This window comes from Kordiimonas sp. (genome assembly GCF_965216265.1).
GTDB lineage: Bacteria > Pseudomonadota > Alphaproteobacteria > Sphingomonadales > Kordiimonadaceae > Kordiimonas.
This window is the reverse complement of record NZ_OZ244153.1, coordinates 604,788-628,652: the sequence shown is the minus strand read 5'-3', so window position 1 is coordinate 628,652 and position 23,865 is coordinate 604,788. Positions and strand designations below refer to the sequence as shown.

Genomic DNA, 23,865 nt, shown 5'->3' with positions numbered 1-23,865 from the left:
ACCGTTAAAGCGGTTCGCCCCTGCCGCCGCCTTTGCCGCCCCTGCCACCACGACCACCCTTTTCGCCGCGCCTCTCACCGCCGCGCCCGCCGTCCATTCGAGCCTCTCGCATCGAGGCCATCATCTCACGCGGCGAGATGGTGCAATCACCATCATCATCCATGCTTTGGAACTGGCTGTGGGGGACGGCAATAAGCTCGTCTACACCGATGCCGCCATCACCGTTTTTATCCAAGCCAAGGAAATCGTAAAACAGGAAGGATTTATCCTCAAACTTGGCATGGCGATATTCACCTGAGACTAAAAGCCCATCCTTGTTTTCGTCCAAAAGCCGAAAGAGGCGGCTGCGGGAGAGGGTGATATCATCACAGGTAACGGCGCCGTCTTCATTATAGTCCCATTTGGTCAGAAAACGCGTTCGCATCTCTTCGCGCCGCGCTTCCATTTTTGCAGGGTCCATCTCCATATCTGGTCTGCCGCCGGGCCCTCGGGGGCCATCAGACCCCCGGTTCGCACAGGCTGTTAGAACCAGCGCGGTTGAGACGATAATAAAGAGGGTTTTCTGGAAAGGCATTAAAGGTTCCTCGCGTCGTGACTTTTGCTGCTCGGGCAAATTTTATGTTGAATATGAGGTTCTACGGCTGGCGCCGAATTGCCCTTCGCGCCACACGTAATTTCGTTACAAAAACTTCTCCCTATAGATACAAATCTTTCATTGACTCTATCCACGCTTTCTATAGTTTCCGTCCCCGGTACTTCCCCCAACTGGGAAGCAGTTGTCTGTGAGGTCAGCATTCATTTTTTGGGACACGCCTCCCCAACGAGGCGCTTGCTATCTGGAAGGATAGAGACATGACGAAGCCTACTGTTGCGCCTCGGCGTCCGGAGTTTAGCTCTGGCCCGTGTGCGAAGCGTCCCGGTTGGAGTGTGGACGCACTTAAAGACGCCCCGCTCGGGCGCTCTCATCGTGCAAAGCCTGGCAAAGCCAAGCTTAAGTACGCCATCGATAAAACTCGTGAAATTCTGGGTGTGCCTGCGGACTACCGCATCGGCATCGTGCCTGCATCCGACACTGGCGCTGTTGAAATGGCCTTGTGGTCCCTTCTGGGCGCACGGCCTGTCGATATGCTGGCATGGGAAAGTTTTGGTGCAGGCTGGGTGACAGACGTAGCCAAGCAGCTCAAGCTTGAGAAAGTCCGTGTGTTTGACGCGCCATACGGCGAATTGCCAGACCTGGACGCTGTAGACCCCGACCACGACGTTGTTTTCACCTGGAACGGTACAACATCAGGCGTGAAAGTGCCTGCGGCAGACTGGATTGCAGATGACCGCAAGGGCCTGACGATATGTGATGCCACCTCCGCGGCATTCGCGATGGACCTGCCGTTCGAGAAGCTCGATGTCGTGACATACAGCTGGCAGAAGGTACTGGGCGGTGAAGCAGCCCACGGCATGCTTATCCTTTCCCCGCGTGCAGTTGAACGGCTGGAAAGCTATACGCCCGCGTGGCCGCTTCCCAAAATCTTCCGTCTCACCAAGGGCGGCAAGTTGATTGAAGGCATCTTTGTGGGTGAAACCATCAACACGCCTTCCATGCTGTGCGTTGAAGATTATATCGACGCGCTTGAGTGGGCAGATGGTATTGGTGGCCTCAAGGGGTTGATTTCCAAATCGGAAGCCAACCTCAAGGTGTTGGCCGACTGGGTTGAGAAAACCGACTGGGTTGATTTCCTGGCCACTGACGTGGCGACACGGTCCAACACCAGTGTGTGCCTCAAGGTTGTGGACCCATGGTTCTCGGCACTTGATGCTGATGCACAGGCGGGCGTGCCGAAAAAGCTTGCGGCACTTCTTGACGGTGAAGGTGTGGCCTATGACATCGGTGCCTACCGTGATGCGCCTCCCGGCCTCCGGATATGGGCTGGTGCCACCGTGGAAGCTGAAGACCTGTCCGCACTCACAGCATGGCTTGATTGGGCCTACGCAGAGGTGAAAGCCGCGCACGCTTAAGTGCACGCCATAGCGATACCTGAGGGCCGCGCGCTTGGCCCTCACATTTCAAAAGCCAGAAATTCAGAGAAGGAATGATCATGCCTAAGGTGCTGATTTCCGATAAAATGAGCCCCCTTGCGGAAAAGACGTTTAAGGATGCGGGCGTTGAAGTTGACTATAAGCCGGGCCTAGATAAAGACGAGCTCCTCAAGATCATTGGTATCTATGATGGTCTTGCTGTCCGGTCATCCACCAAAGTAACACCAAAAGTGCTTGCTGCCGCGCCGAACCTGAAGGTGATTGGCCGCGCGGGTATCGGTGTTGACAACATTGATGTGCCTGCCGCCACCAACTCAGGTGTTGTGGTGATGAACACGCCGTTTGGTAACTCCATCACAACAGCAGAGCACGCCATTGCCATGATGATGGCGCTTGCCCGCCAGATCCCGCAGGCCAATGCGTCAACACATGCTGGCAAGTGGGAGAAATCCAAATTCATGGGTGTTGAGCTTACAGGCAAAACGCTTGGCCTTATCGGGTGCGGTAACATCGGCTCTGTGGTGGCAGAGCGTGCGCTTGGCTTGAAGATGAAAGTTATCGCCTTTGACCCGTTCCTCGCGCCTGAGCGTGCGGCGGATCTGGGTGTCACCAAAGCTGAGCTGGATGATGTGTTCGCAAAGGCTGATATCATCACGCTTCACACACCGCTGACCGACCAGACGCGCGGCGTTGTGGGCGTTGAGGCCTTCAAGAAGATGAAAGACGGCGTGCGCATTGTTAACTGTGCCCGTGGTGGCCTTGTGGACGAAGCAGCACTTCTGGAAGCGCTCAATAGTGGCAAGGTTGCTGGCGCAGCGCTTGATGTGTTTGAAGTTGAACCCGCAACCGAAAACCCGCTGTTTGGCCATGAGAATGTGATCTGTACGCCGCACCTTGGCGCATCCACCACTGAAGCCCAGGTAAATGTGGCGCTTCAGGTGGCTGAGCAGATGGCAGACTACCTTCTTACTGGTGCCGTGACCAATGCGCTCAACATGCCGTCAGTGAGCGCGGAAGACGCGCCGAAGCTGCAGCCATATATGAAGCTCGCGGAAGAGATTGGTGGTTTTGCGGGCCAGCTTACCGAGCACGGTCTCAAGCGTATCGTGATTGAGTATGAAGGCCATGTGGCGACGCTCAACACCAAACCGCTGACAGCCGTTGTGCTTGAAGGGCTTCTGTCACCGTTGATGGATAGCGTGAATATGGTCAACGCGCCTGTGATCGCAAAAGACCGCGGCATTCAGGTGACGGAAGTGAAACACGACCGTGAGGGCGACTATCACACAGGGATCAAGCTGACAGTTGAAACCGAGAAGCGCACCCGTACCGTATCGGGCACATTGTTTGCTGACCGGTCACCACGGATTGTGGAAGTTGGCGGTGTTCGCCTTGAGGCAGAACTTGCACCAAACATGCTCTATGTCGTGAACGATGACAAACCGGGCTTCATTGGTGCGCTTGGCTCGCTCCTTGGCTATAACGGCGTCAATATCGCGACGTTTGCGCTTGGTCGCCGCATTGAAGGCGAAGAAGCCGTGGCACTTGTGGCTGTTGATCAGCCGCTCAAGGATATTGTTCTTGACCAAGTGGCTGCTCTCGCCCATGTACGGCAGGCAAAACGACTGTCCTTTAACGGACGTGTCTAGAGTTTGACCAGATAGAGAGAAGAGGGAGCGGACCCATGAATGGTCCTAAAAGGCAGATCGCAGGCTCGGCTTATGCTCGCCAGGCTTTGTTGCCAGAAGGATTTCGCGACCAGCTTAGCCCGCGCGCTGAGCAGGAAGCGGCGCTTGTACGCGGACTTATGGACAGCTTCCTCTCTCATGGATACGACCGGGTTTCTCCGCCTCTTGTAGAATATGAAGATAGCCTGCTTGTGGGCGCGGGCGCCACACGGGCGAAACAGATGTTCCGCCTGATGGACCCGGATACCCAGCGCATGATGGCGATTCGCGCCGACATGACCATCCAGATGGCACGGCTGGCGGCTACGCGCCTTGCTGATGCACCACGGCCACTCCGGCTCGCTTACACTGGTAACGTGTTGCGCACCAAAGGCAGCCAGCTTCGCCCCACCCGCCAGTTTATTCAGGCGGGTGTTGAGCTTGTGGGCGCATCCAGCCTAGAGGCGGAGCTGGAGGTGATCGTGCTAGCGGTTGAGGCGCTTGAGACAGTAGGCATTGCGGAGCTGTCGCTTGACCTTACCGTGGCGCCCCTTGTGGCGCAGATGGTGGAGGCACACCGGCTTGAGGGTGATGTGCGCGATACGGTGCTTGCAGCCCTTGAAGCCAAAGACATTGGCGCGCTTGCGGTGCTAACGGGCCCCGCGAAGATACAGTTTGAAGCGCTTCTGGGCGCGGCGGGCGCTGGCGCGCGTGCGGTGGAGATACTGCGCGGGCTTGAGCTTAAGGGCAACACCGGTAAGCTGGTCGCGCGCCTTGGGCGGTTGCTTTCGATGATAGGCAAGCGTTTGCCTGCGCTTTCGGTAACAATCGATCCATGTGAAAGCCATGGGTTTGAATATAAGTCCGGTATCGGATTCGCGCTTTTCTCCAAAGGCGGAGAGGGGGAGCTTGGCCGGGGTGGACGTTACCTTGTGACACATCCCGATGGGCACGAAGAAGAAGCCACGGGTTTCTCCGTATACCTTGATACGCTTCTCAAGGCGTTACCGCCGTTTGAGGTCGCACAAAAAATCTTTCTGCCGCATGGCACTAAGGGCGCTGTTGGTGCTAAATTACGCGCTGAGGGATGGCGTACCGTTCAAGGGCTCGCTGAGCATGATGACGCGCAAGAAGAGGCCGTTCGCCTCGGTTGCAGCCATATCTTGCTTGATGATCAGGTCAGAGCCGTTTAAAAGCTCGTTTTTTACAGATTCCAAGAAAGGGATTTCGCATGGGCAACGTCGTTGTTGTCGGCTCGCAATGGGGCGACGAAGGCAAAGGCAAAATCGTCGATTGGCTTTCCGAACGGGCGGACGTAGTTGTTCGCTTCCAGGGTGGCCATAACGCGGGCCACACACTGGTTGTTGACGGTACTGTCTACAAACTGTCGCTGCTGCCATCAGGCATCGTGCGCGGTGGTAAAATCAGTGTCATCGGCAACGGTGTGGTGATTGACCCATGGGCATTGCTTTCTGAGATGGAAAAGCTGCGCGGTCAGGGCGTTGAAATTGACCCGGCCAGCTTCCAGATTGCAGCAAACGCAACGCTGATCATGCCGTACCACCGGGAGCTTGATGCGATCCGTGAAGATGCCACCAAAGGCGTCAAGATCGGGACCACGCGCCGCGGTATTGGCCCTGCCTATGAAGACAAGGTTGGCCGCCGTGCGTTGCGCGTTTGTGACCTGCAGTCTCGTGAGATGATTGAAGCCCGGCTTGATGTGGCGCTCACGCACCATAACGCTGTGCGTCGTGGCCTTGGCCACGAAGAGATCGACGGCAAGGAAATCGCCGACCAGTTGATGGGGCTTGCTGGCCAGATTTTGCCATACATGACCAACGTGTGGCGCACGCTTGACGAAGCCAGCAAAAGCGGCAAGCGCATCCTGTTTGAGGGTGCTCAGGGCACGTTGCTGGACGTTGATCACGGCACATACCCGTTTGTAACGTCGTCCAACACCATCGCAGGCCAGGCGGCAGGTGGTTCCGGCCTCGGCGCTCGTTCGCTTGATTATGTGCTTGGTATCACCAAGGCTTACACAACACGTGTGGGCTCTGGCCCGTTCCCAACAGAGTTGACCGACGAGATTGGCCAGCGCCTTGGTGAGCGCGGGCACGAGTTTGGCACAGTAACCGGTCGGTCCCGCCGCTGTGGCTGGTTTGACGCTGTGCTGGTGCGCCAAAGCCTGACCATTGGTGGTGTTGATGGTATCGCGCTTACCAAGCTTGATGTGCTCGACGGCCTTGAAGAGATCAAGGTTTGTGTTGGTTACAAGCATAATGGTGAGGTGATCGATTACCTGCCATATGGCATGGAAGACCAGGCAGCTGTGGAGCCGGTTTATGAAACCCTTGAAGGTTGGCAGGAAAGCACCTTTGGCGCGCGCAGTTGGGCTGATCTTCCTGCAACAGCCGTGAAATATGTGAAGCGCGTTGAGGAGCTGATTGGTGTGCCGGTGGCCCTTCTTTCTACAAGCCCAGAACGTAATGATACAATCCTTGTTCGAGATCCGTTCCAGGATTAAGCACACGGTTTTGGGCGCTTGATGACGCTAGCCCCGTGTTAAAAATATCGCAAAATGCCGCTAACTCCCCGGAGAGGCGGCATTTTTTTTGTTTCCGGTTGCTAAATATTCACGAATGATTCAAATTTGTTAAGGATAAGGGTTTAGTGCTAAAACGCTAACAAGGTGTGCTTGGCGGCAGTGAGATGTCGTCGAGTAGGTAAAGATGAACAAGGGGAAGTGCGCTTGAGCGGTGATATCGCACCAGTTCCAGAAGGACAAAGTGCCTTTGGTGAGCGGTATGCCGTGGATACATCGGCAGCGCTCCCCGAGTTCACGACCTATGGCGGCGACGCTTTTAAAGCGACCGATAAAGAACGCCCCGGAAAAGAAATCTATGCACTGATTCATCATCCTACGGTACCGATGCGGAACGAAGTGTACCGTAGCCTGAAGGCGCGCCCCGTTGCCAATGTGGTCAACCCGATAGACCGTGGATTGATGACGATTGACACGGGTGGCAGGCGCCAACGCCTTGTCACGATATTTGAGCGGCCATCGGGTGGTGCGCTCTTTGGGCCAGACGGCAAGGTCAACCCACGCGTTAATACAAACCGCTTGCGCCAGAGCGTGGTACTGTCTGCGCTGAAGGCCATCGCAGCCCTTCACAAGCGCGGGTTCACACATCGGTCTATCACGCCTGAAAACATCTATTTTGTTGCCAATGATAGCGAAGAGGTTTGTATCGGAGAGTGCTACAGCTCACCGCCCGGCTATAAACAGCCGTTCTCGCTGGAATCGCTTGAGTTTGCACTGGCGCACGAAACTGCGCGTGGTAATGGCGATGCCGCCAGCGATTTCTATCAACTTGGTGCTGCCCTTCAGAGCCTCTATTTTGGAGAGCAGTTGTGGCGTGGGCGTGACCGTGACAGCATGTTGATGGCGCGGGTAAACCAGGGATCTTTCTGGGCGTTAGCTGGCGGGCGCGATATCCCGGGTGCGCTTGGCACACTTGTGCGTGGTTTGATGGCGGATGAGCTTGAGGAACGTTGGGGCGCGGAAGATGTGCTCGACTGGTTTGAAGGCGTGGGGAGGCCCAAGCGCACCAGTATGCGGGCTTGGGCCATGAACCGACCAACTAACTTCAAAGGCGTGGCATACGTGGACCGTCGCCTTCTGGCTGATGCGTTTGCGCGTGACCCTAGAGAGGCCGCCAACTTCCTGAAAAGGCTTGACTTCCCCGCATGGGTGCAACTGTCGTTTCGAGATGAGATTTTGAGCGAACGGCTTGAAAGTGTACTTAATGTGGCCTCCGACGCAGGCATCGGTGGTACACGGCCGGATGACTACAAGATGGTCACACGGGTTTGCATGTTCATGCACCCAACCGGCCCGATCCACTATAAGGGCTATTCAGTCATGCTGGACGGCCTCCCATCCATGATCGCCGATGCTTTTGCGCGCGATGACAGGGATATGATGGGAGTAATTCTGGACCTGCTGGATGAGCGTTTCCTGAATGCGCTTGGCGAGATATGTTCTGAACGGAGCCCAAGGTTCCTTGGAATGGTACGCGATTTGCGCCCGTTCATGAGCTTCGGGTCTAGTAAACAGTTGGGCCGAGGCATGGAGCGGGTGCTTTATGGACTGAACCCAATTTTGCCTTGCATCAGCCAACGTTTCAGCAACGTCTGGATAGGGTCTATCAAACAGATGATGCGGGCGCTTGATCGTCTCGCGGCATCAGGTGGCGGTAAAAACGTGCTGCTGGACCGCCACGTTGCCGCATTTTGCGCGGCACACGGCGCAGACCTTGAGCGTGAGTTCAACAAGCTTGCCGCTGCGCAAAATGATCCGCCGCGCTTTAATAGCCTTTCCGCTGAGTTTTTTGGCATGCTGCAACGCAGGTTCAAGCTGGAATCGCTGCCAAGCCTTACGGAAAAGCTTGTTGAAGGCCTAGCGCCCGCCGTGAAAGGCCTTCGGAATAAAAAACGCCGTGAACGTGTGCAGCTTCTTCTCGACAAGGTGAAGAAGGGTGGCGATATCTCCAAGCTGACCACCGAGGTGAATATGGTGCGTATTCAGGCTGAAGATGCGCGCGAATTTTCGCAGGCCCGCACCGTTGTGGGCAAGCTTGATAAAGAGCGTGCTATGCTAAGCCGCAAGATATTGCCGACAGATAACGACGCGCGGGCAAAAGGGTTGCGGGGTAGCCGCTGGGTTGCCTTTGGTGCGATGGTGCTGATTGGCTTTCTAACTTTCATGCCGGGAGGCTGACGTGGCTGCAAAAAAACCAATGAAAATGCGGCGGCGTCGCCCCCAAAAGGAAATTAATGGTTTCCTGCCACTTCTGCTGGTTGGGCTTATCCTCATATCACTTTTCAGCTGGCAGATTGCCGTTCTGTTTGTGGTTGGTTTGGCGCCTTCGATCGTGCTCTCCATCACCGGTAAGGGTGTTTACAAGGCTCAGAAGTTGCAGTGTGTGGCCTTTTGCAACATCGCAGGGATCATTCCTTTTGCGTTGCAGGTGTGGAACAGGCCACGTGAATTTGCCGAAGTGGTATCGAACCCTATTAATCTGGTGGCCATGTTTGGCGCTGCCGCGATTGGTTATGCGCTTATTTATGTGGGACCGATGATCGCCGCGCAGGTTTTGCAAACAATGGCAAAAGAACGCCTTAAAACCATTGCCCAGCAGCGTCAGGCGTTGCTCGAAGTTTGGGGCCCCGATGTGTTAGGCGACCAAAACGACCCCGCGCCAGAGCCAAACTGGGCAAAAGGAAAACGCGGCTGACATTCCTGTCAGGCCGCGCTCCGATTATTAGTAATATCAATATTGTAAATTAGCTGTTGGCTGCTTTAGCTGCCGCGAGCCGCATGGCCTTTTGCACTTTCTCAAAAGCACGAACTTCAATCTGGCGAACCCGCTCGCGGCTCACACCGTATTCCTGGCTTAGTTCCTCCAAGGTTTGCGGTGGCTCCTTGAGGCGTCTTTCCGTCAGAATATGGCGTTCACGCTCATTAAGGTCGGCCATCGCTTCTTGGAGCAGCGACAGGCGCTGGGTGTGTTCTTCCTTCTCCGCGACCAGGGTTTCCTGATCCGGGCCGTCATCTACCAGCCAATCCTGCCATTCACCTTCTGCGTCTGCGCGCAGCGGCGCGTTGAGCGAGTGATCCATCGCGGAAAGGCGGCGGTTCATATTCACGACATCTGTTTCGGGAACATCTAGCTTTTCGGCAATAGTTGTCACGTGCTCGGGAAGCAGATCACCTTCTTCAACCGCAGCAATCTGGCCCTTGAGCCGGCGCAGGTTGAAGAAAAGTTTTTTCTGGGCTGCCGTTGTGCCGATCTTGACCAAAGACCAGCTTCTAAGGATATATTCCTGAATAGCAGCTCTGATCCACCACATGGCGTAGGTGGCAAGGCGGAAGCCTTTTTCTGCGTCAAATCGCTTAACGGCCTGCATCATGCCGACGTTGCCTTCAGCGATCAGATCAGCGACCGGCAATCCGTATCCGCGGTAGCCCATGGCGATTTTTGCAACCAGCCGCAAGTGGCTTGTCACCAGTTTGTGGGCCGCTTTACGGTCATCATGTTCCGCCCAGGCTTTAGCGAGCATATACTCCTCATTCGCTTCCAGCATGGGGAACTTGCGAATGTCTTGAAGATACTGGCTCAAACTGCCTTCGGGGGATAGTGTTGGTAAATTGCTGAGATTGCTCATCTGAAATCCTCGCCCCGGGTCTTGGCCCGATTATCTTTGTATATCATTTTGATATAATACTGCCGAACAATGTAAGCTGTCAAATGCGTAAAAACGCCAGCGCCTTAAACCGCGTATCGGTCCAGGGTTGCCAGCATCTCTTTCATATCATGTGGGAGTTCGCTCTCGAATTTAAAGGGTTCGCCACTAATTGGGTGCAGAAAACCGAGCACGCGGGCGTGAAGGGCCTGCCGGGTAAAGGATGCAAGGGCGTCACGCGCGGGGCCTTTGATCTTGCCTGAAAGCTTGAAGGTGCGGGCATAAACGGGGTCGCCAACCAATGGATGGCCAATGTGTGCCATATGCACTCGTACCTGGTGAGTACGCCCTGTCTCCAGCTGACATTCAACCAGGCTGGCGACAGCCGTACCGCCCTGCTGGAAATGTTTGAGGGTGCGATAATGCGTTGCCGCCCACTTGCCACCTGTTTTTGAGACAGCCATGCGTTTGCGGTCAACCGGGTGCCGGGCAATATTGCCTTCAATGCGCCCGTTCGGGGGCACCGGGTGCCCTTTGCACACCGCGCTATAGAGCCGCTCAATCGAGTGGTCAGCAAACTGCACAGCAAGGCCGTTGTGCGCTTTGTCATGCTTAGCCATGACCAAGAGGCCACTGGTTTCCTTGTCAATGCGGTGCACGATACCAGGGCGCTTGACACCGCCGATACCGCTTAGGCTGCCAGCGCAGTGATAGAGAAGGGCGTTCACTAGCGTGCCGGAAGGTGCGCCAGGGGCCGGGTGTACAACCATGCCCGCCGGTTTATTCACCACGATTAGATGATCATCTTCAAAAATGACATCAAGCGGGATATTCTCTGGCCTTGGGGTGGCGTCTTCGGGTACAGGAACTTCAACACTGAAAACTTCACCTTGTTTGACCGAGCGTGATGGGCTCTTTATGGTCTCACTGGGAGCCTGCGTGACGAGATGGACGTTGCCACCCTTTATAAGGCTTTGCAGGCGAGACCGGGACATGTCCGGCAACGCCTCGGCCAGAAGTTTGTCTAGCCGGACCCCGCTTTGGTTGGGATCAACCGATATTTGAAATGCGTCGCTCATGGAGACACCTTATGATGCGCGAAGATGAAAAAGTCACGCCTCAGATGAATAGAAATGACGAAACCACAGGTGAAGGCGGCAGCATGCAGGACGTTGCTGATGAGCTTAGCGCTGTTGCTGACCAGCACAAAGGCCTCAAAACACTCGTGCTGGTGCTCGGGCTGGTGATCGTTGCGCTGTTCATTTTTGTGGTGTATGCCATCGCGAACAAGGCGACCGAGCAACTCATCGCGCTTGATAATGGTGAGGATCAGCCGATTGCTGAAGCTGCACCAAGCACACCTCAACCCTCGCAAGCCGCTGTATCTGACGTTATTTCTGCGGGCAATTACCGTGTTGTGCGGCCAGCGGGCAGTGAGCTTCTCTCAGCGATTGCCAGCGAGCGTGAACTGTTGCTGCATTTCCGTCGGGCAGATGGCAGTGACACGCTGATATTGGTGGACCGGGTGAGCGGCAAACAGACACCTGTGTCGGTGCCCAAATAACATGTCCCTCATCACGGTCCAGCTTGCGGCCGGTCTGCTTTCTCTACTCGAGCGAGAAGCGGTAAAAGCGGCGCCGTTTGAAGCTTGCGCGCTGCTCCTTGGATGCAGGCAAGGTGATCAGTTTATGGTTGAAAGCATGGTCCTAAGCGCGAATGTCACTGAGGGCGACCCGAAAACCAGCTTTGAGATTGACCCGTCGCTCTATATTCGTGCGCAGAAAGCGGCACGGGCAGATGGCGCGCAGGTAGTCGGGGTTTGGCATAGCCACCCCGGTGGCAGGCCAGAGCCGTCGGATACAGACAAAGCCAGATCTGTAGAGGCCGGATGGCTGTGGCTTATTACCAGCGTAGGCGAGGGGGCCACCGAAAGCGCCGGTTACATGGCGGATGACCTAACCCCCCAGACAATGCGGCATGTGCATTTCGAGCATTAATCACGCCTGCGCAATTCTGGTGCGATTCTGGCGACAAAGCGTTTGAAAAGCATCCGCCGAGACCTATAGTTAATCAAACGCTAGAACGGGCGACCTTTGGGAAGAGGAGCCTTGGGATATTATTGTCTCGTGTTGTTTATGGGGAGCTATTCTGTGTTAGGACAAATGCAAGACTGGCCAATGCTGGTCTCCAAATTTCTAGAGCATGCTGAAATCAATCATCCGAAGCGTGAGATCGTCTCAATGCTGCCGGAAGGCGGACAGTTTCGGTACGACTTTGCTTCGCACGCGGTTCGGGCAAAAAAATGTGCGCAAGCGCTTACCCGTTTGGGCATAGGACTTGGTGATCGTGTCGCGACGCTGGCGTGGAACACACACCGCCATATGGAGATATGGTTTGGTGCATCTGGCATGGGGGCTGTTACTCACACGGTGAACCCGCGCCTGTTTCCGGAACAGCTTATCTACATCATGAACCACGCTGAGGACCGTGTGTTGATGTTGGATATTACCTTCGTGCCGCTGATTGAAGCAATTGCGGAACATCTCACCACTATTGAGCATTTTGTGCTTCTGGTTGGCCGCGAGCATATGCCGGAAACCAAGCTGAAAAATGTACTCTCCTACGAGGAACTGATTGAGGCTGAGGACGGTAACTATTCCTGGCCGAGCTTCGATGAAAACACAGCTTGCGGACTTTGTTACACTTCAGGAACAACAGGCAACCCTAAAGGCGTGCTGTATTCTCACCGCTCAAATTTCCTGCATACGCTGCTGGCGCTGACGGGTGACACGCTGGGCATTCGCTCCACCTCGGTTATTTTGCCGGTGGTACCCATGTTCCACGCGAATTCGTGGGGCATTCCCTATGCGGCGGCTGGGTCCGGCGCCAAGCTGGTGCTTAACGGTCCGCACCATGACCCGGAAACCTTGCACAAGCTGATCGTGGACGAAGGTATCACTGTCACTGCGGCGGTGCCGACTGTTTGGGCTGGCATGTTGAAATACCTGCAAGCCACTGGCAAGGACATGGCTGAGCTGAAGATCGTAACCATTGGTGGTTCCGCGGTGCCGCGCAGTATGATCAAGACCTTCCAGGATGACTATGGCGTGCGGGTGAACCATGCCTGGGGCATGACCGAGACGAGCCCGCTGGGTAGTCTGGGCAGCGAAAACGCCGCGGTGCAGGATTTGCCGGCCAAAGAGAAGCTGGATGTACAGTGCAAACAGGGCCGCATGGTGCTGGGTGTTGAGATGTGCATCATGGACGATGACGGTAACAAGTTGCCACGTGACGGAGAATCGTCGGGCCGGGTTATGGTGCGTGGGCCATGGGTGGTGGAAAGCTACTTCAAGGGCGACGCTGGCAATATCCTTGATGATGATAACTGGTTTGATACGGGCGATGTGGCTTGCATTGACGAGCACGGCTATATGCAGATTACAGATCGTGCCAAAGACGTTATCAAATCTGGCGGTGAATGGATCAGCTCCATTGATCTCGAGAATGAAGCGGTTGGCCACCCCAAAGTGCTGGAGGCTGCCGTTATCGGTCGCTATCACCCCAAATGGGATGAGCGCCCGCTGATGGTGGTGGTGCCCGAAATAGGCCAAAGCCTCGATGTGGCTGAAATGCACGCGTATCTTGAAGACAAAGTCGCCAAATGGTGGCTGCCTGATGATGTGGTGATGGTGAAGGAACTGCCACATACCGCAACGGGTAAGATCTCCAAAAAAGACCTGCGTGAGCAGTTCAAGGATTATAGCTTTCCCGATGCGTGATGGCTGAGCCGCATTTTCAAAACGATCAGGTGTGGGCGGCGTTTGCCGCCCTTTACCGTTTACCGCGTCCCATCCATTCCAAAACCTTGCGGGCAGGAAATATCCACAAGATACCAGCGACCAGATAATATATCGTCTGGATGACAAGCGAGCTTTCGTTCAGCAAGCTTCCGACGCCACCTGCAAGAAACGCATAAGCCATCAGCCCGAAAATAAGCGCGAGCATGCCCCATAGGCTACGGGCTGCTGGTTTATCGGTCATTTGTTTGGCCTTTCAGTTTCTTATACCGGTGTGCCGCCATGGTAATGATGCGGTGGGTTTCACTCCATAGCGGAAGGGCGAGGGCTTCTTCAAGCTTAAAGAAGCGTGCGTCTGAGGCGTCAGACCCGGCGCGCAGTGCTCCGCCCGTGGGCTCGGCCAGATAGTCGACGAGGGTGTAATGATACCGAACAGCACCACCGTCAGCGTGGTCGATGAGGTCAATGATATCCAGGAAATCCAGGACTTTAACGTCCAGCCCGGTTTCTTCCTTCACTTCGCGCCTAAGGGCGTCATGCACGCTCTCGCCTAATTCCTGGGCACCACCTGGCAGGCTCCACTCTCCCTCCTTTGGGGGCTTGCCGCGGCGAATAAGCAGCACCTCGCCCCTCTGCATCACAACAGCACCGACACCAATGACAGGTCTTTCAGGGTTTTCTCTTGCGTCCATAATCTGCATGCTATTTGTTCGGGTAAATCTTTTGGGCACTTTGGCCGTGCAATGATGGAGAGGCAAGTTTTCTATGTGTGGGCGCTATATTCTGACATCCCCGAATGACGCTCTTGAACGTGTGTTCGCCACGCCTGCAGGCATGCCTATCACCCCGCATCACAATATCGCGCCGCGCCAACCGGTGCTGATTATCCGGCTGAACGACAAAGGCAAGCGCGAGTTGGTGGCTGTTGAGTGGGGGCTGGTACCGGAGTGGAAAAAAGAAATTGGCGACAAGCCGCTGATCAATGCCCGCATTGAGACAGTGACAGAGAAACCCTCTTTTCGTTCCAGCATAAAACGCCAGCGCTGCCTTGTACCGTTTGACGGCTGGTATGAATGGAAGACAGTGAATGGGCGCAAACAGCCTTATCTGATCAGCCCCGTAGAGGGTGGCCCGATGGCGTTTGCGGGCATTTGGTCGGTATGGCATGGCCCGGACGGCGACCATTGGCTTGAGACCATGGCGATTTTGACAGCCCCAACCGAAGGCCCGATGAAAAGCCTGCACCACAGACGCCCGCTCGTGGTACGCGCTGCGGACTATGGCGCGTGGCTCACACCGCATGATCCCTTGCCGCGCGGCTTCCTTGAGACTTTTGATTTTGTGCCGGAGACGGCTTTCCATTGGCGTGCGGTCAGCCGCGCTGTCAATAACGTACGCTTTGACGGGCCTGAGTGCCTGAAACCGGCGGAAGAAGAAACACAACACAGCCTTTTCTAGGGCCTCATACATCAGGCAAAAAAATGACGGACTTCTCAGACAAGACCAAACCGATTTATGTAGATGTGGACGGGAGCATCGGCAGCCTTGTGTTGAACCGCGCGAATAAGCGGAATGCGATGTCTGAAGCGATGTGGACGGCGCTTCCGAAAGCGCTGGACGTGCTCGACCATGACAAGCGGGTCAGGGTGATCATCATACGGTCTTCCTCACAGCAGGCATTCTCCGCAGGTGCCGACATTGCGGAGCTGGAGGTAATTGCGAGGGACCCCTTGCGGCAAGAAAGCAACCGCATCGCCATTCGTGAGGCCCAGCGCGCACTAGCCCGTACCGAGAAGCCTACGATCGCACAGATATCAGGCTCGTGCATGGGCGGCGGCTGTGGCCTTGCCATCCACTGTGACATGCGCTTTGCCGCGCATGGTGCGCGTTTTGGTATTACACCCGCTAAACTCGGGCTGATCTATCCGCTAAATGACACCAAACAGCTGATGGACCTCGTTGGCCCCGCAAAGGCAAAAAGCATGTTGTTCACCGGGCGTGTGCTGGACGCTGAGGAAGCTCTTTCGATCGGCTTGATTGATGAGCTCTATAGTGCTGAGGAACTCAACCAAAAAACCATCAGTTTTGCCCAGCAAATTGCGGGCGTTTCACAGTATAGCGTTCGAGGTATAAAAAACCTGATCCGGCGGGTTTTGGACGGACAAGTAGACGATGATGATATCACGGCAGAGATGTTCCGCGCGGCGCATGAGGGTGCGGATGCAGCGGAAGGTGTGCGTGCTTTCCTTGAAAAGCGGCCTGCGGGTTTTACATGGAACGATTAAAGCGGCCTGAGGTCGCGAAAGTCGGGCACAATATACAGCGCTGCTACATGCAGCGCAGATGCCGCATAAACAAACATGCCTGAAACAACCATGCCAAGCAGGTTGGCAACGCCTTCTGGCAGCAAACCCGCCAAAAATGAACTTACGATCATATTGGCAAGGCCGACACTCAGAAGCAGGAAACCCAGGGCTCCTGTAATGGGGGTGAGGAAGAAACGACCCCGATTCCACGCGGTCCACATGGTTTCCTTGCGGTCGCGTGCTTCTGCGGCGATGGCGAGGTTGGCGATGCTGGTTAGCGCAATGCTGGCCCACACCAGAAGCACCACGCCTGTCATGACAACAGCGTTGCCAATACCACCCAGTGCACTGCCAATCACAGACACCGTTGGGAGCGCAACTAGCGCCAGCAGGATAATCATTCCCGTAGCCGCGACCATATGTAGAAAAGAGCGAAATCCGCGACGCAGGAAGGCTTTTAGCCCACCATCGGACGGCGTGAGAGACCCTGGGGCACATGCTCTTGCCCACGGTATAATGAGGAATGTGGTCACGGCGGTGACTAGAAGGTGACCAATGAACAGGGTGGATGCCCCTTCATCAATTGCGGCCGCTGCCTCGGCCGTTTTGACCTCAGGCTCACGCTGGCTATCCAGAATGCTGATCAGTTCCTCAATGACCTCCGCGGCTGGCATATATAGCAGTGCCGAGAGAATGCCGGACAAGATGGTCAACAGCATAAAAAGCTCTGTACGTAGGCGGATGCCTGTCCAGGCGGCTTTGACAAGTGCCGCAAGTGTTGGTGTCTGGAATTGCATGAGTGAGGCTCCGGCCCTGCAAATGGCGTTGGGTCAAATCTTTCGGATGCAGATTTGATCTTGTCATTGTCTACCCTAGTTTATCTTCATGATCAACGAAGGGGAGGTTAGCGTGTTTAAAGGACAGACGATTTGGGTCACAGGTGCCTCATCTGGCATTGGTGAAGCGCTGGTATATGAATTTGCGGCACTTGGTGCAAAGCTGATCCTGTCGGCCAGAAGGCAAGCGGAGCTTGAGCGCGTGAAGCTGGCATGTGAAGGCTCGGGCGCCGCAGCTGACGATATCCTCATCCTGCCCCTTGATGTCACCGATGAAGCAGCGATCGCTTCCGCAACGAAAGCGGCGCAGGCTTTTACAGGCCGCATCGACATGCTGATCAATAATGCGGGAATATCACAGCGTTCACTGTGTATTGATACGGATATGGCGACATACAGACGCTTGTTTGAGGTGGATGTTTTTGGCCAAATCGCGCTTACCAAGGAAGTTCTACCAATCATGCTCGATCAGAAAAGCGGGCATATGGTGGTGACAGCATCTGTTGCAGGCAAGATTGGAGTTTCCCAACGCACCGGTTACTGCGCCGCCAAACATGCCATGATGGGTTTCTTTGACGCACTGCGCGCTGAAGTCTCAAAGTCTGGCATTCATGTGACCACCATCACCCCAGGTTTTATTCGTACCAATATCTCAACCAACGCCCTCAGGGGCGACGGCAGTGAATTTGGCGAGGTGGACAAGAATATTGCGGGCGGTATGGACGTGCAGAAATGCGCCAAAGTTATTATGAAGGGCCTCTCCAAACGGCAGAAGGAAATACCGGTTGGGGAAGGCGCAGAGATGAAAGCACTGTGGGTGAAACGGTTTTTCCCCAACACACTTTTCAAGATGGTTGAAAAAATGGGCTAGGCTGATTTGCCTACCCCATGGGTCTTTGGAGTCTTATTGCCAGTCAGGCGTCAAGCCATGCGTTTTTGCTGGGTCTTGGTTTTGTTGGCATAAACTTGTCCCACCAACGGTTTTCGGCTTCGGGCTGGGGACGGCGTTCAGGCCGTTCAAACTGAACAATAGGCTTGCCGTAACCAAGATCGATAAACTCAACGCTGGAGACCTTCTGATGGTCAAGCATCAGTCGATCATTGATGCGCCCATAACTTGGCCGTTTGCGGTAGACCGAGCACCCGACGATATAGACGGGCGACCCATCACGGTCTGCTAGCGGCAGATAAAGTGACGCAACTTCCGCATCGCGCCCGGAGTGGCGGTAGACTGATTCTACTAAATGGGCGCCGCTTGGCTGTGTTAGCACAGCGTCATAAAGCCGAGCTGTGTTCTCGTACAAGTCCGGGCTTGTGAGATCAAACGCGTTAAAGCCTGGCATGGGGGTTTGCCAAAGATCGGGTGTGCTGGTCCCGATCATGGATACCTGAACATCAAAACGGTCCCGGCGTCTCATGAGCGAAATGCGCGGTAAAAGTTCATGTAGTTCAATGAGTTGTAAGGATCTGCGCGCCGGAATCGAGGCACTGTTTTCACGTGGCAAATCCTGCCAGTAGTTCAGCAACTGCTCCAATACACCGGAAACGGGCATATGCGCCTCCTCTTCCAAAAAGCATAGGAACTCAAACTGGGAAGAGTTTGCGGGTAAGAGGGGGCGCTTTCAAGACAAGATATATGACCTAGTTTTGGCCCATTTTTTGCCGCTTCTCAAATACCTGAATCTGCTGCGTGAATCCTGCCGCCAAGTCGTTCGGCATCGGGAATGTGAGATGGTACTGAGAAAATTTCCAACCGCTTTCCGTGCGAATCAGTATGCCGGTGCCTCGGCTGGTGCCATATTTTTCACTGTCCAGCAGCTCATCAAACCAAGCGCTATTACCATCTGGGGTTATGTTGATATGTCGCTCGCGCAGCGTATAGACCCAGCCGTTAGTGGGTTCAGCGTAAGACTGAAAGGTTTTTTTGTCCCAGCGTTCGGCGGCGTCGGTGCCCAGAAAGATAAAATCTTCGTGCGTTAGGCCAAAGTAGGTGTCCCAATCCGCTTCAGCGGCGGCGTTATGATAGGCATCAAGTGCGCTTGAGATATCTGCCTTGTCATCCGCGTTAGCGCCAACGCCCATCATAATCATTGCTACTGCAATAAAGTATCGCATCTAAATCTCCTCAACGTGCGTATCACGCACAAATTCTCTGTGTACTCTAGTCCCCCAAAGCCTTGATTTCACCTGATTTCAGGCGTGTGAGGTAGCTCTTCAAGTCGCGTTTCAGTTCCGGCGCCAACAGGTAAATGCCGATCACGTTGGGCACCGCCATCAGGAAGAACATACTGTCCATCAACATGTAAACTTCTGAGACCGAGAAGACCGCGCCAGGAATAAGCATGAGGCAAAAGATAGCCTTGAACCGGTCCATCGAATTTTTGCTGCCGCCGAATATGAACTCCCACACCTTGCTCGAATAATAACCCCAACTGATAATGGTGGAATATCCAAACAGGAATGCCGCGACGGCAAGAACCCATGGGAACCAACTGATAACACTGCCGAACGCTGCGGATGTGAGGGAAATCCCCGCAGCGCCTGAGTGATCCAGGTAAACCCCTGTTATCACGATCACGAGCGCCGTCATTGTTGATACCACAACCGTGTCAACAAAGGGTTCCATCAACGCGACCATGCCTTCTGATACAGGCTCTTTTGTTTTGGCTGCGGCGTGCGCCATGGTAGCGGAACCAAGCCCTGCTTCTGTTGAATAAACGGCGCGTTGCATTGCAATGATCATCGTACCAATCAAACCGCCCAAACCGGCTTCAAGGCTAAAGGCGGACTGGAAGATGGTGACGAAAGCAGCTGGTACCTCACTGATATGACTACCAATGATCACTAGAGCACCGGTGATATAGATAATGGCCATGGCGGGCACGAGACGCGACGTTACGCTGGCGATTGACTTGATGCCCCCGATGATGACGATGGCGGTCAGAAGGGCCATCAGCACACCAAATATCCACTTTGATGTTTCACTGTCATGGCCTGTAACGGCGGCGACAGCCTCAAATGACTGGTTAACCTGTGCTACCTGCAGCAGTGTTGGCAGCGCGAAAATGGCATAGGCCCATGCAAGGGTTTTTCCTATTTTGCCCCAGCCACGCGCCTTCAGGCCGCGTTCCAAATAATACATTGGTCCGCCCGCAACGGTCCCGTCTTCGCGGACATCCCGGTATTTTACACCAAGGGTGCATTCCGCAAACTTGAGCGACATGGCGCAAAAGCCGATCAGGATCATCCAGAAGGTCGCGCCGGGGCCACCCGTGCTAATAGCAACGGCAACGCCAGCAATATTCCCAAGCCCCACGGTGCCCGATAGGGCCGTGGAAAGGGCCTGGAACTGGGTGACCTCACCGGCGGCTCTGTCGTCATGGAAGTCACCGCGTACGATGTGCCACGCCCGTTTGAAGCTCGTTAAATTGATGAAACCAAAATAGACGGTAAGCAAAATCATGGGTAGCGCCAGAAAGGCGACGATCCATGCTACTTGAATTCCCAGAATGTCGACCTGCGCAAAAACAAAGGCGTCAAGCTCACGAATGGCACCCGCCACCGTTTGCACAAAACCGCTGCGCGCCAAGTCACTATCTTCGGCCAATAACGGCCCACTAAGGGTCAGCACGCTGAGCGCTGCCACCAAATTACGCTTGAACTGATACACGTCCTCTCCCCAGAGTTTTTTGTGTGGCGCCAGCCTAGGCGACGAGCCATCTGGAGGGAAGGGGAAATGTTGGTTTCTGACAACTGTCTCGCAGGAAGGTGATAGTGTGTCAGGCGTAGTTACTTCTCACCGAACCGTGGCATCAATTCAATGAAGTTGCAGGGACGGTAGCGGTTGTCGAGTTGTGTGCTCAGGATTTTGTCCCAGCCGTCCTTTACCGCACCGGTTGAGCCGGGCAGGGCAAACATCAGCGTAGTGCCAGCAATGCCGCCTGTGGCGCGGCTTTGGATGGTGCTGGTGCCAATGGTCTCGTAGGAAAGCATGCGAAACAGCTCTCCAAACCCGGGAATTGTCTTGGTATAGAGCGCTTCAAAACATTCAGGCGTAATATCGCGGCCCGTTATGCCTGTGCCGCCAGTCGAGATGATTACGTCGACCCCTTTGTCATCCATCCATGTGTACAGTTGAGACGTGATCGCATCAAACTCGTCGCGTACGATCACCCGGTCGGCCAGTTTATGGCCTACAGCTTCAATACGTGCCACCAAAGTGTCGCCGGATCTGTCGTCCTCGAACGTTCGAGTATCTGATACTGTCATCACAGCAATGTTGGCTGGGATGAATGGGCGGTTTTCGTCAATCATCGGCACTGATTGTTGTCCTCGTCGTCGTTCGGGTAAGGGCGCGTTGGTGCGCAATGGCAGTTTGTTCCGTATCAAGTAGCTCAAGCGCTGGCCATGCGCCTGATGCAATAGCATCAAGGCTTGGCGTGTCTTGCCCAAGGCGCATGCGGTAAAGCCACAAGTTGGCCATTACACGCTCAATATAATTTCGTGTTTCGTAAAAGCCGATGGACTCGATGAAAAGTAGCGGGTCTTCGTCGTATATCACCTCGTTGCGCCAGCCCATCAGGCTGCCCGGCCCGCCGTTATAGGCGGCAAGCGCCATAAAGAGGTTGCCTTCCACATACTCCATATCCAGCAGATATTCGATATATTGCTGGCCAAGCGCCATGTTAAATTCAGGCTCAAACAGGCGGCCTTTGTTGCGGCGCAGAAGCTTGCGGTCCTTGCTGATGTAGCTTGCTGTTGCAGGCATTACCTGCATCAGGCCACCGGCACCAACGCGGCTTTTAGCACGAATGCGAAAGTCGCTTTCCTTGCGCACCATGGCAAAGATAAGGGCACGGTCGACCGAAAAACCACCTGCGGGTGCCCAGTCAGGTAGCGGGTAACGCACCGCGGTTGATGCTGGTTTACCTGTGCCGCCAGCCCGGCCGAGCCGGATCTGGATATTCGGGAGATTAAGGGCTGCACCAAGGGCGAGCAGGTCTTCCTGTACAGTGGTCCCTTCACGGCCCCACAACAGGCGGAGCTCCTCATCGGCGATATCATCTCGACCCACCTCCGTGAGCGCTATGGCCCGTTTGGTGGCGATATGCTCCATCAAGCTATCAACTGCGTTCTGGTTAAGTTCCGGTACTGACCAGTCAATATCCGGGCGGATGCCGAGTTGGCGGCTGGCAATAAGGCCATAGAAGGTTTCGACCTGCGTACTTGCCGCCAGAAGGTGGTTGATGCCTGCGACAGGGTCTCCAAGGCGGTACGCGGCCCGGCCAGCCCAGAACTGCCCCCCTGAGAGCAGCCAGCTACCGGCACGCTCTGAGTTGGCGACATGCTGAAAATGCGTGTAGGCAGTTTTGAAATCACCGTCGCGCCAGCTGGCAAGGCCTGCGATCCAGTCGCTCTCCGGCACAATTTCGCGGGCGAGATCGGCTGCGCGTGTGGCCAGAACACGGGCTTTGAAATTATTTGACTTATAATAGTAACTGGCAGCGATGCGTTCTAGAGCTTCAGCTTCTTCGTGCGGCACCAGAAGGTCGCGGGCGACCATTGCCCAGTAGCGTTTTTCAGCGCGGTCAGGGTCACCATTGCGCACATAGCGGCGCACGTTTGCCATAAAGGTTGTGACAGAACCGCGCTCATCGCGTGTACGGCTGGGTAGAGGCGGTTTCGGGTCCGCGGATTGCCCTGTAACGCCGGGATAGCGCGTATCCTCCGGGCGGCGCGGTGCGTGCGCTTTGCCCTGCCTGCGGCGAGCAAGGCTGTATACGCGCCAGGCGTTTGGGTGATCGGCATAGCTTTTCAGCCAGCCTGCAAGCTCACTGTATTTGCTGCGGTAGCCCGTTGGATGCATGTAGCGCTGGAACCAGACATGCCCCATCAGCACATCGTTCTCAACCCGCTTCATCATTTTATCTGCTTGATTCCACTTGGCTTGTTCCTGCAGCTCAAAAATACGGCGGTACCGTTTGATATCTTCCTCACCAAGAACTGTAGGAATTTCTGCTGGTGCTGCGTAAAGGCGCGGGGCCATGCAGCCGAGCAGTAGAAGGAATGTCAGAAAAACGGCTTTAAAACTCATAACGACGCGAGTGTCCTCTTAACAGCGAGCAGGTCACGCCAGGCAAAGCTCTTCAAGTGGGGCTGGCGCAAGAGATAAGCGGGGTGATACGCAGGCATTGCGGCAATTTTCCGACCGCCAAGGTCAAGCTCTTTCATGCGGCCCCGCAGACGGGTGATACCGTCTTCTGTATTCAAAAGCGCTTTCGCAGACACACCACCAAGCATCAAAACAAACTTGGGCTCTGCGAGCTCGATATGCCGCTTAATGAACGGCAGGCACATGGTAATAACCGCTTGGTCAGGTGTGCGGTTTCCTAGCGGCCGCCATGGTACAACGTTGGAAATATAGACATTTTTATCGCGGCTCATGCCAGCCGCCGCCAACATGCGGTCAAGTAGCTGGCCGGACGCACCAACAAAAGGTTTGCCAATGCGGTCCTCTTCAGCGCCGGGGGCTTCGCCAACAATCATCATCGGTGCGCCGCGCGTGCCGTCTGCAAACACAGTGTTTTTAGCTGACCGCTTGAGGAGGCCGCCGTCAAATGCTTTCAACGCGGCTTCAAGCTCATCAAGGCTGTTACAGGCTGCTGCAGCGTTCTCTGCAGCGGCTTGGCCGGCGCCAATAACGGCTTGAACCGGCCGGGCTTCGACCTTGCGAGGCCCCGCCCCAGTGTGGCCAGCCTGTGGCGCAGGTGTGCTGGAATGTGCGGCGACTGTGGGGCGCTGCTGTGGCGCCGCTGCTGAAGCCTGATCAGGGGCTTGCTCGGAGGTCTGAACGGGCACACTTTTAAAGCGGTCAACCGTCTCGCCCTTTATGGCTTCGTCGGCTCCCATGGCGACATGCCAGGCCAGCAGTGTGGCAGGGTCGCTATTTTCCAAAATATTGGTGGTCATGAAGAGCCTGGTG

24 protein-coding genes are annotated in these 23,865 nt (G+C 55.1%); 12 read left to right on the top strand and 12 right to left on the bottom strand.

The window, feature by feature from the left end; translation table 11 throughout:
• Window positions 1-4: 4 nt before the first annotated feature.
• A complete protein-coding gene (locus ACOOGA_RS02925) occupies window positions 5-574 on the bottom strand; it encodes a hypothetical protein (protein ID WP_417460218.1) in 570 nt (189 codons plus the stop codon).
• 278 nt (window positions 575-852) lie between these two features.
• Between ACOOGA_RS02925 and ACOOGA_RS02920 the strand changes: the two genes are divergently transcribed.
• The 6 genes from ACOOGA_RS02920 to ACOOGA_RS02895 all read left to right on the top strand — a co-directional run bounded on the left by ACOOGA_RS02920 (window position 853) and on the right by ACOOGA_RS02895 (window position 8,995).
• On the top strand, window positions 853-2,010 hold the full coding sequence (locus tag ACOOGA_RS02920) for a phosphoserine transaminase (RefSeq protein WP_417460217.1): 1,158 nt from the start codon (window positions 853-855) through the stop codon (window positions 2,008-2,010).
• Between the two features lie 80 nt (window positions 2,011-2,090).
• Complete coding sequence (gene serA / locus ACOOGA_RS02915) at window positions 2,091-3,680, top strand: phosphoglycerate dehydrogenase (protein ID WP_417460216.1); 1,590 nt, start codon at window positions 2,091-2,093, stop codon at window positions 3,678-3,680.
• Between the two features lie 35 nt (window positions 3,681-3,715).
• Window positions 3,716-4,891, top strand: a complete 1,176-nt coding sequence (locus ACOOGA_RS02910) for an ATP phosphoribosyltransferase regulatory subunit (RefSeq protein WP_417460215.1) — start codon at window positions 3,716-3,718, stop codon at window positions 4,889-4,891.
• A gap of 38 nt (window positions 4,892-4,929) precedes the next feature.
• Window positions 4,930-6,222 (top strand): adenylosuccinate synthase, encoded by a 1,293-nt coding sequence (locus ACOOGA_RS02905; RefSeq protein ID WP_417460214.1) that lies wholly within the window; start codon window positions 4,930-4,932, stop codon window positions 6,220-6,222.
• Between the two features lie 225 nt (window positions 6,223-6,447).
• The gene (locus tag ACOOGA_RS02900) at window positions 6,448-8,478 is read left to right on the top strand and encodes a hypothetical protein (RefSeq protein ID WP_417460213.1); all 2,031 of its coding nucleotides are present in this window, start codon (window positions 6,448-6,450) and stop codon (window positions 8,476-8,478) included.
• Window position 8,479: 1 nt separating this feature from the next.
• A complete protein-coding gene (locus tag ACOOGA_RS02895; protein ID WP_417460211.1) occupies window positions 8,480-8,995 on the top strand; it encodes a hypothetical protein in 516 nt (171 codons plus the stop codon).
• A gap of 49 nt (window positions 8,996-9,044) precedes the next feature.
• Here the strand turns inward: ACOOGA_RS02895 and rpoH are convergent, their stop codons facing one another.
• Window positions 9,045-9,926: an RNA polymerase sigma factor RpoH gene (gene rpoH / locus ACOOGA_RS02890; RefSeq protein WP_417460210.1), complete on the bottom strand. Its 882-nt coding sequence runs from the start codon at window positions 9,924-9,926 to the stop codon at window positions 9,045-9,047.
• A 104-nt stretch (window positions 9,927-10,030) separates the two neighbouring features.
• Window positions 10,031-11,023 (bottom strand): RluA family pseudouridine synthase, encoded by a 993-nt coding sequence (locus tag ACOOGA_RS02885; protein ID WP_417460209.1) that lies wholly within the window; start codon window positions 11,021-11,023, stop codon window positions 10,031-10,033.
• Between the two features lie 11 nt (window positions 11,024-11,034).
• On the opposite strand from ACOOGA_RS02885, the gene ACOOGA_RS02880 reads away from it, so the two are divergent.
• From ACOOGA_RS02880 to ACOOGA_RS02870, 3 genes are all read left to right on the top strand, one after another.
• The gene (locus ACOOGA_RS02880) at window positions 11,035-11,508 is read left to right on the top strand and encodes a hypothetical protein (RefSeq protein WP_417460208.1); all 474 of its coding nucleotides are present in this window, start codon (window positions 11,035-11,037) and stop codon (window positions 11,506-11,508) included.
• Window position 11,509: 1 nt separating this feature from the next.
• Entirely contained in the window at window positions 11,510-11,941 is a 432-nt protein-coding gene (locus ACOOGA_RS02875; RefSeq protein ID WP_417460207.1) for a Mov34/MPN/PAD-1 family protein, read from the top strand.
• Window positions 11,942-12,106: 165 nt separating this feature from the next.
• Window positions 12,107-13,723 (top strand): long-chain-fatty-acid--CoA ligase, encoded by a 1,617-nt coding sequence (locus tag ACOOGA_RS02870; protein WP_417460670.1) that lies wholly within the window; start codon window positions 12,107-12,109, stop codon window positions 13,721-13,723.
• 52 nt (window positions 13,724-13,775) lie between these two features.
• Here the strand turns inward: ACOOGA_RS02870 and ACOOGA_RS02865 are convergent, their stop codons facing one another.
• Together ACOOGA_RS02865 and ACOOGA_RS02860 are read right to left on the bottom strand one after the other, a co-directional pair.
• The gene (locus tag ACOOGA_RS02865; protein WP_417460206.1) at window positions 13,776-13,985 is read right to left on the bottom strand and encodes a DUF2842 domain-containing protein; all 210 of its coding nucleotides are present in this window, start codon (window positions 13,983-13,985) and stop codon (window positions 13,776-13,778) included.
• On the bottom strand, window positions 13,975-14,442 hold the full coding sequence (locus tag ACOOGA_RS02860) for an NUDIX hydrolase (protein ID WP_420429454.1): 468 nt from the start codon (window positions 14,440-14,442) through the stop codon (window positions 13,975-13,977). The genes ACOOGA_RS02865 and ACOOGA_RS02860 overlap by 11 nt, the downstream gene beginning before the upstream one ends.
• A 64-nt stretch (window positions 14,443-14,506) precedes the next feature.
• Here ACOOGA_RS02860 and ACOOGA_RS02855 point away from each other — a divergent pair, with 64 nt between their 5' ends.
• Together ACOOGA_RS02855 and ACOOGA_RS02850 are read left to right on the top strand one after the other, a co-directional pair.
• On the top strand, window positions 14,507-15,199 hold the full coding sequence (locus tag ACOOGA_RS02855; protein WP_417460204.1) for an SOS response-associated peptidase: 693 nt from the start codon (window positions 14,507-14,509) through the stop codon (window positions 15,197-15,199).
• Between the two features lie 23 nt (window positions 15,200-15,222).
• Complete coding sequence (locus ACOOGA_RS02850; protein ID WP_417460203.1) at window positions 15,223-16,026, top strand: enoyl-CoA hydratase/isomerase family protein; 804 nt, start codon at window positions 15,223-15,225, stop codon at window positions 16,024-16,026.
• Here the strand turns inward: ACOOGA_RS02850 and ACOOGA_RS02845 are convergent.
• On the bottom strand, window positions 16,023-16,844 hold the full coding sequence (locus ACOOGA_RS02845) for a hypothetical protein (protein WP_417460202.1): 822 nt from the start codon (window positions 16,842-16,844) through the stop codon (window positions 16,023-16,025). The genes ACOOGA_RS02850 and ACOOGA_RS02845 overlap by 4 nt on opposite strands.
• A 112-nt stretch (window positions 16,845-16,956) precedes the next feature.
• Here ACOOGA_RS02845 and ACOOGA_RS02840 point away from each other — a divergent pair, with 112 nt between their 5' ends.
• Window positions 16,957-17,754: an SDR family oxidoreductase gene (locus ACOOGA_RS02840; protein ID WP_417460201.1), complete on the top strand. Its 798-nt coding sequence runs from the start codon at window positions 16,957-16,959 to the stop codon at window positions 17,752-17,754.
• A gap of 43 nt (window positions 17,755-17,797) precedes the next feature.
• On the opposite strand, the gene ACOOGA_RS02835 is transcribed toward ACOOGA_RS02840, so the two are convergent.
• The 6 genes from ACOOGA_RS02835 to ACOOGA_RS02810 form a co-directional block, all read right to left on the bottom strand.
• Window positions 17,798-18,436 carry a PAS domain-containing protein gene (locus ACOOGA_RS02835; RefSeq protein ID WP_417460200.1) on the bottom strand — a complete coding sequence of 213 codons (639 nt, stop codon included), beginning with the start codon at window positions 18,434-18,436 and terminating at the stop codon, window positions 17,798-17,800.
• A gap of 88 nt (window positions 18,437-18,524) precedes the next feature.
• Complete coding sequence (locus ACOOGA_RS02830; protein ID WP_417460199.1) at window positions 18,525-18,998, bottom strand: nuclear transport factor 2 family protein; 474 nt, start codon at window positions 18,996-18,998, stop codon at window positions 18,525-18,527.
• 46 nt (window positions 18,999-19,044) lie between these two features.
• Window positions 19,045-20,553 carry an alanine/glycine:cation symporter family protein gene (locus tag ACOOGA_RS02825; RefSeq protein ID WP_417460198.1) on the bottom strand — a complete coding sequence of 503 codons (1,509 nt, stop codon included), beginning with the start codon at window positions 20,551-20,553 and terminating at the stop codon, window positions 19,045-19,047.
• 119 nt (window positions 20,554-20,672) lie between these two features.
• The gene (gene moaB, locus ACOOGA_RS02820; protein ID WP_420429452.1) at window positions 20,673-21,197 is read right to left on the bottom strand and encodes a molybdenum cofactor biosynthesis protein B; all 525 of its coding nucleotides are present in this window, start codon (window positions 21,195-21,197) and stop codon (window positions 20,673-20,675) included.
• The gene (locus ACOOGA_RS02815; RefSeq protein WP_417460196.1) at window positions 21,190-22,977 is read right to left on the bottom strand and encodes a lytic transglycosylase domain-containing protein; all 1,788 of its coding nucleotides are present in this window, start codon (window positions 22,975-22,977) and stop codon (window positions 21,190-21,192) included. The genes moaB and ACOOGA_RS02815 overlap by 8 nt, the downstream gene beginning before the upstream one ends.
• Window positions 22,974-23,852, bottom strand: coding sequence for a uracil-DNA glycosylase (locus tag ACOOGA_RS02810; RefSeq protein ID WP_417460195.1), 879 nt, complete (start codon window positions 23,850-23,852; stop codon window positions 22,974-22,976). Before ACOOGA_RS02810 ends, ACOOGA_RS02815 begins: the two co-directional genes overlap by 4 nt.
• Window positions 23,853-23,865: the final 13 nt, after the last annotated feature.

Coding starts and splice junctions, on each gene's coding strand:
- ACOOGA_RS02925 (WP_417460218.1), bottom strand. CDS start 574: ATGCCTTTCCAGAAAACCCTCTTTATTATCGTCTCAACCGCGCTGGTT.
- ACOOGA_RS02920 (WP_417460217.1), top strand. CDS start 853: ATGACGAAGCCTACTGTTGCGCCTCGGCGTCCGGAGTTTAGCTCTGGC.
- serA (WP_417460216.1), top strand. CDS start 2,091: ATGCCTAAGGTGCTGATTTCCGATAAAATGAGCCCCCTTGCGGAAAAG.
- ACOOGA_RS02910 (WP_417460215.1), top strand. CDS start 3,716: ATGAATGGTCCTAAAAGGCAGATCGCAGGCTCGGCTTATGCTCGCCAG.
- ACOOGA_RS02905 (WP_417460214.1), top strand. CDS start 4,930: ATGGGCAACGTCGTTGTTGTCGGCTCGCAATGGGGCGACGAAGGCAAA.
- rpoH (WP_417460210.1), bottom strand. CDS start 9,926: ATGAGCAATCTCAGCAATTTACCAACACTATCCCCCGAAGGCAGTTTG.
- ACOOGA_RS02885 (WP_417460209.1), bottom strand. CDS start 11,023: ATGAGCGACGCATTTCAAATATCGGTTGATCCCAACCAAAGCGGGGTC.
- ACOOGA_RS02880 (WP_417460208.1), top strand. CDS start 11,035: ATGATGCGCGAAGATGAAAAAGTCACGCCTCAGATGAATAGAAATGAC.
- ACOOGA_RS02875 (WP_417460207.1), top strand. CDS start 11,510: ATGTCCCTCATCACGGTCCAGCTTGCGGCCGGTCTGCTTTCTCTACTC.
- ACOOGA_RS02870 (WP_417460670.1), top strand. CDS start 12,107: ATGCAAGACTGGCCAATGCTGGTCTCCAAATTTCTAGAGCATGCTGAA.
- ACOOGA_RS02865 (WP_417460206.1), bottom strand. CDS start 13,985: ATGACCGATAAACCAGCAGCCCGTAGCCTATGGGGCATGCTCGCGCTT.
- ACOOGA_RS02860 (WP_420429454.1), bottom strand. CDS start 14,442: ATGCAGATTATGGACGCAAGAGAAAACCCTGAAAGACCTGTCATTGGT.
- ACOOGA_RS02855 (WP_417460204.1), top strand. CDS start 14,507: ATGTGTGGGCGCTATATTCTGACATCCCCGAATGACGCTCTTGAACGT.
- ACOOGA_RS02850 (WP_417460203.1), top strand. CDS start 15,223: ATGACGGACTTCTCAGACAAGACCAAACCGATTTATGTAGATGTGGAC.
- ACOOGA_RS02845 (WP_417460202.1), bottom strand. CDS start 16,844: ATGCAATTCCAGACACCAACACTTGCGGCACTTGTCAAAGCCGCCTGG.
- ACOOGA_RS02835 (WP_417460200.1), bottom strand. CDS start 18,436: ATGCCCGTTTCCGGTGTATTGGAGCAGTTGCTGAACTACTGGCAGGAT.
- ACOOGA_RS02830 (WP_417460199.1), bottom strand. CDS start 18,998: ATGCGATACTTTATTGCAGTAGCAATGATTATGATGGGCGTTGGCGCT.
- moaB (WP_420429452.1), bottom strand. CDS start 21,197: ATGATTGACGAAAACCGCCCATTCATCCCAGCCAACATTGCTGTGATG.
- ACOOGA_RS02815 (WP_417460196.1), bottom strand. CDS start 22,977: ATGAGTTTTAAAGCCGTTTTTCTGACATTCCTTCTACTGCTCGGCTGC.
- ACOOGA_RS02810 (WP_417460195.1), bottom strand. CDS start 23,852: ATGACCACCAATATTTTGGAAAATAGCGACCCTGCCACACTGCTGGCC.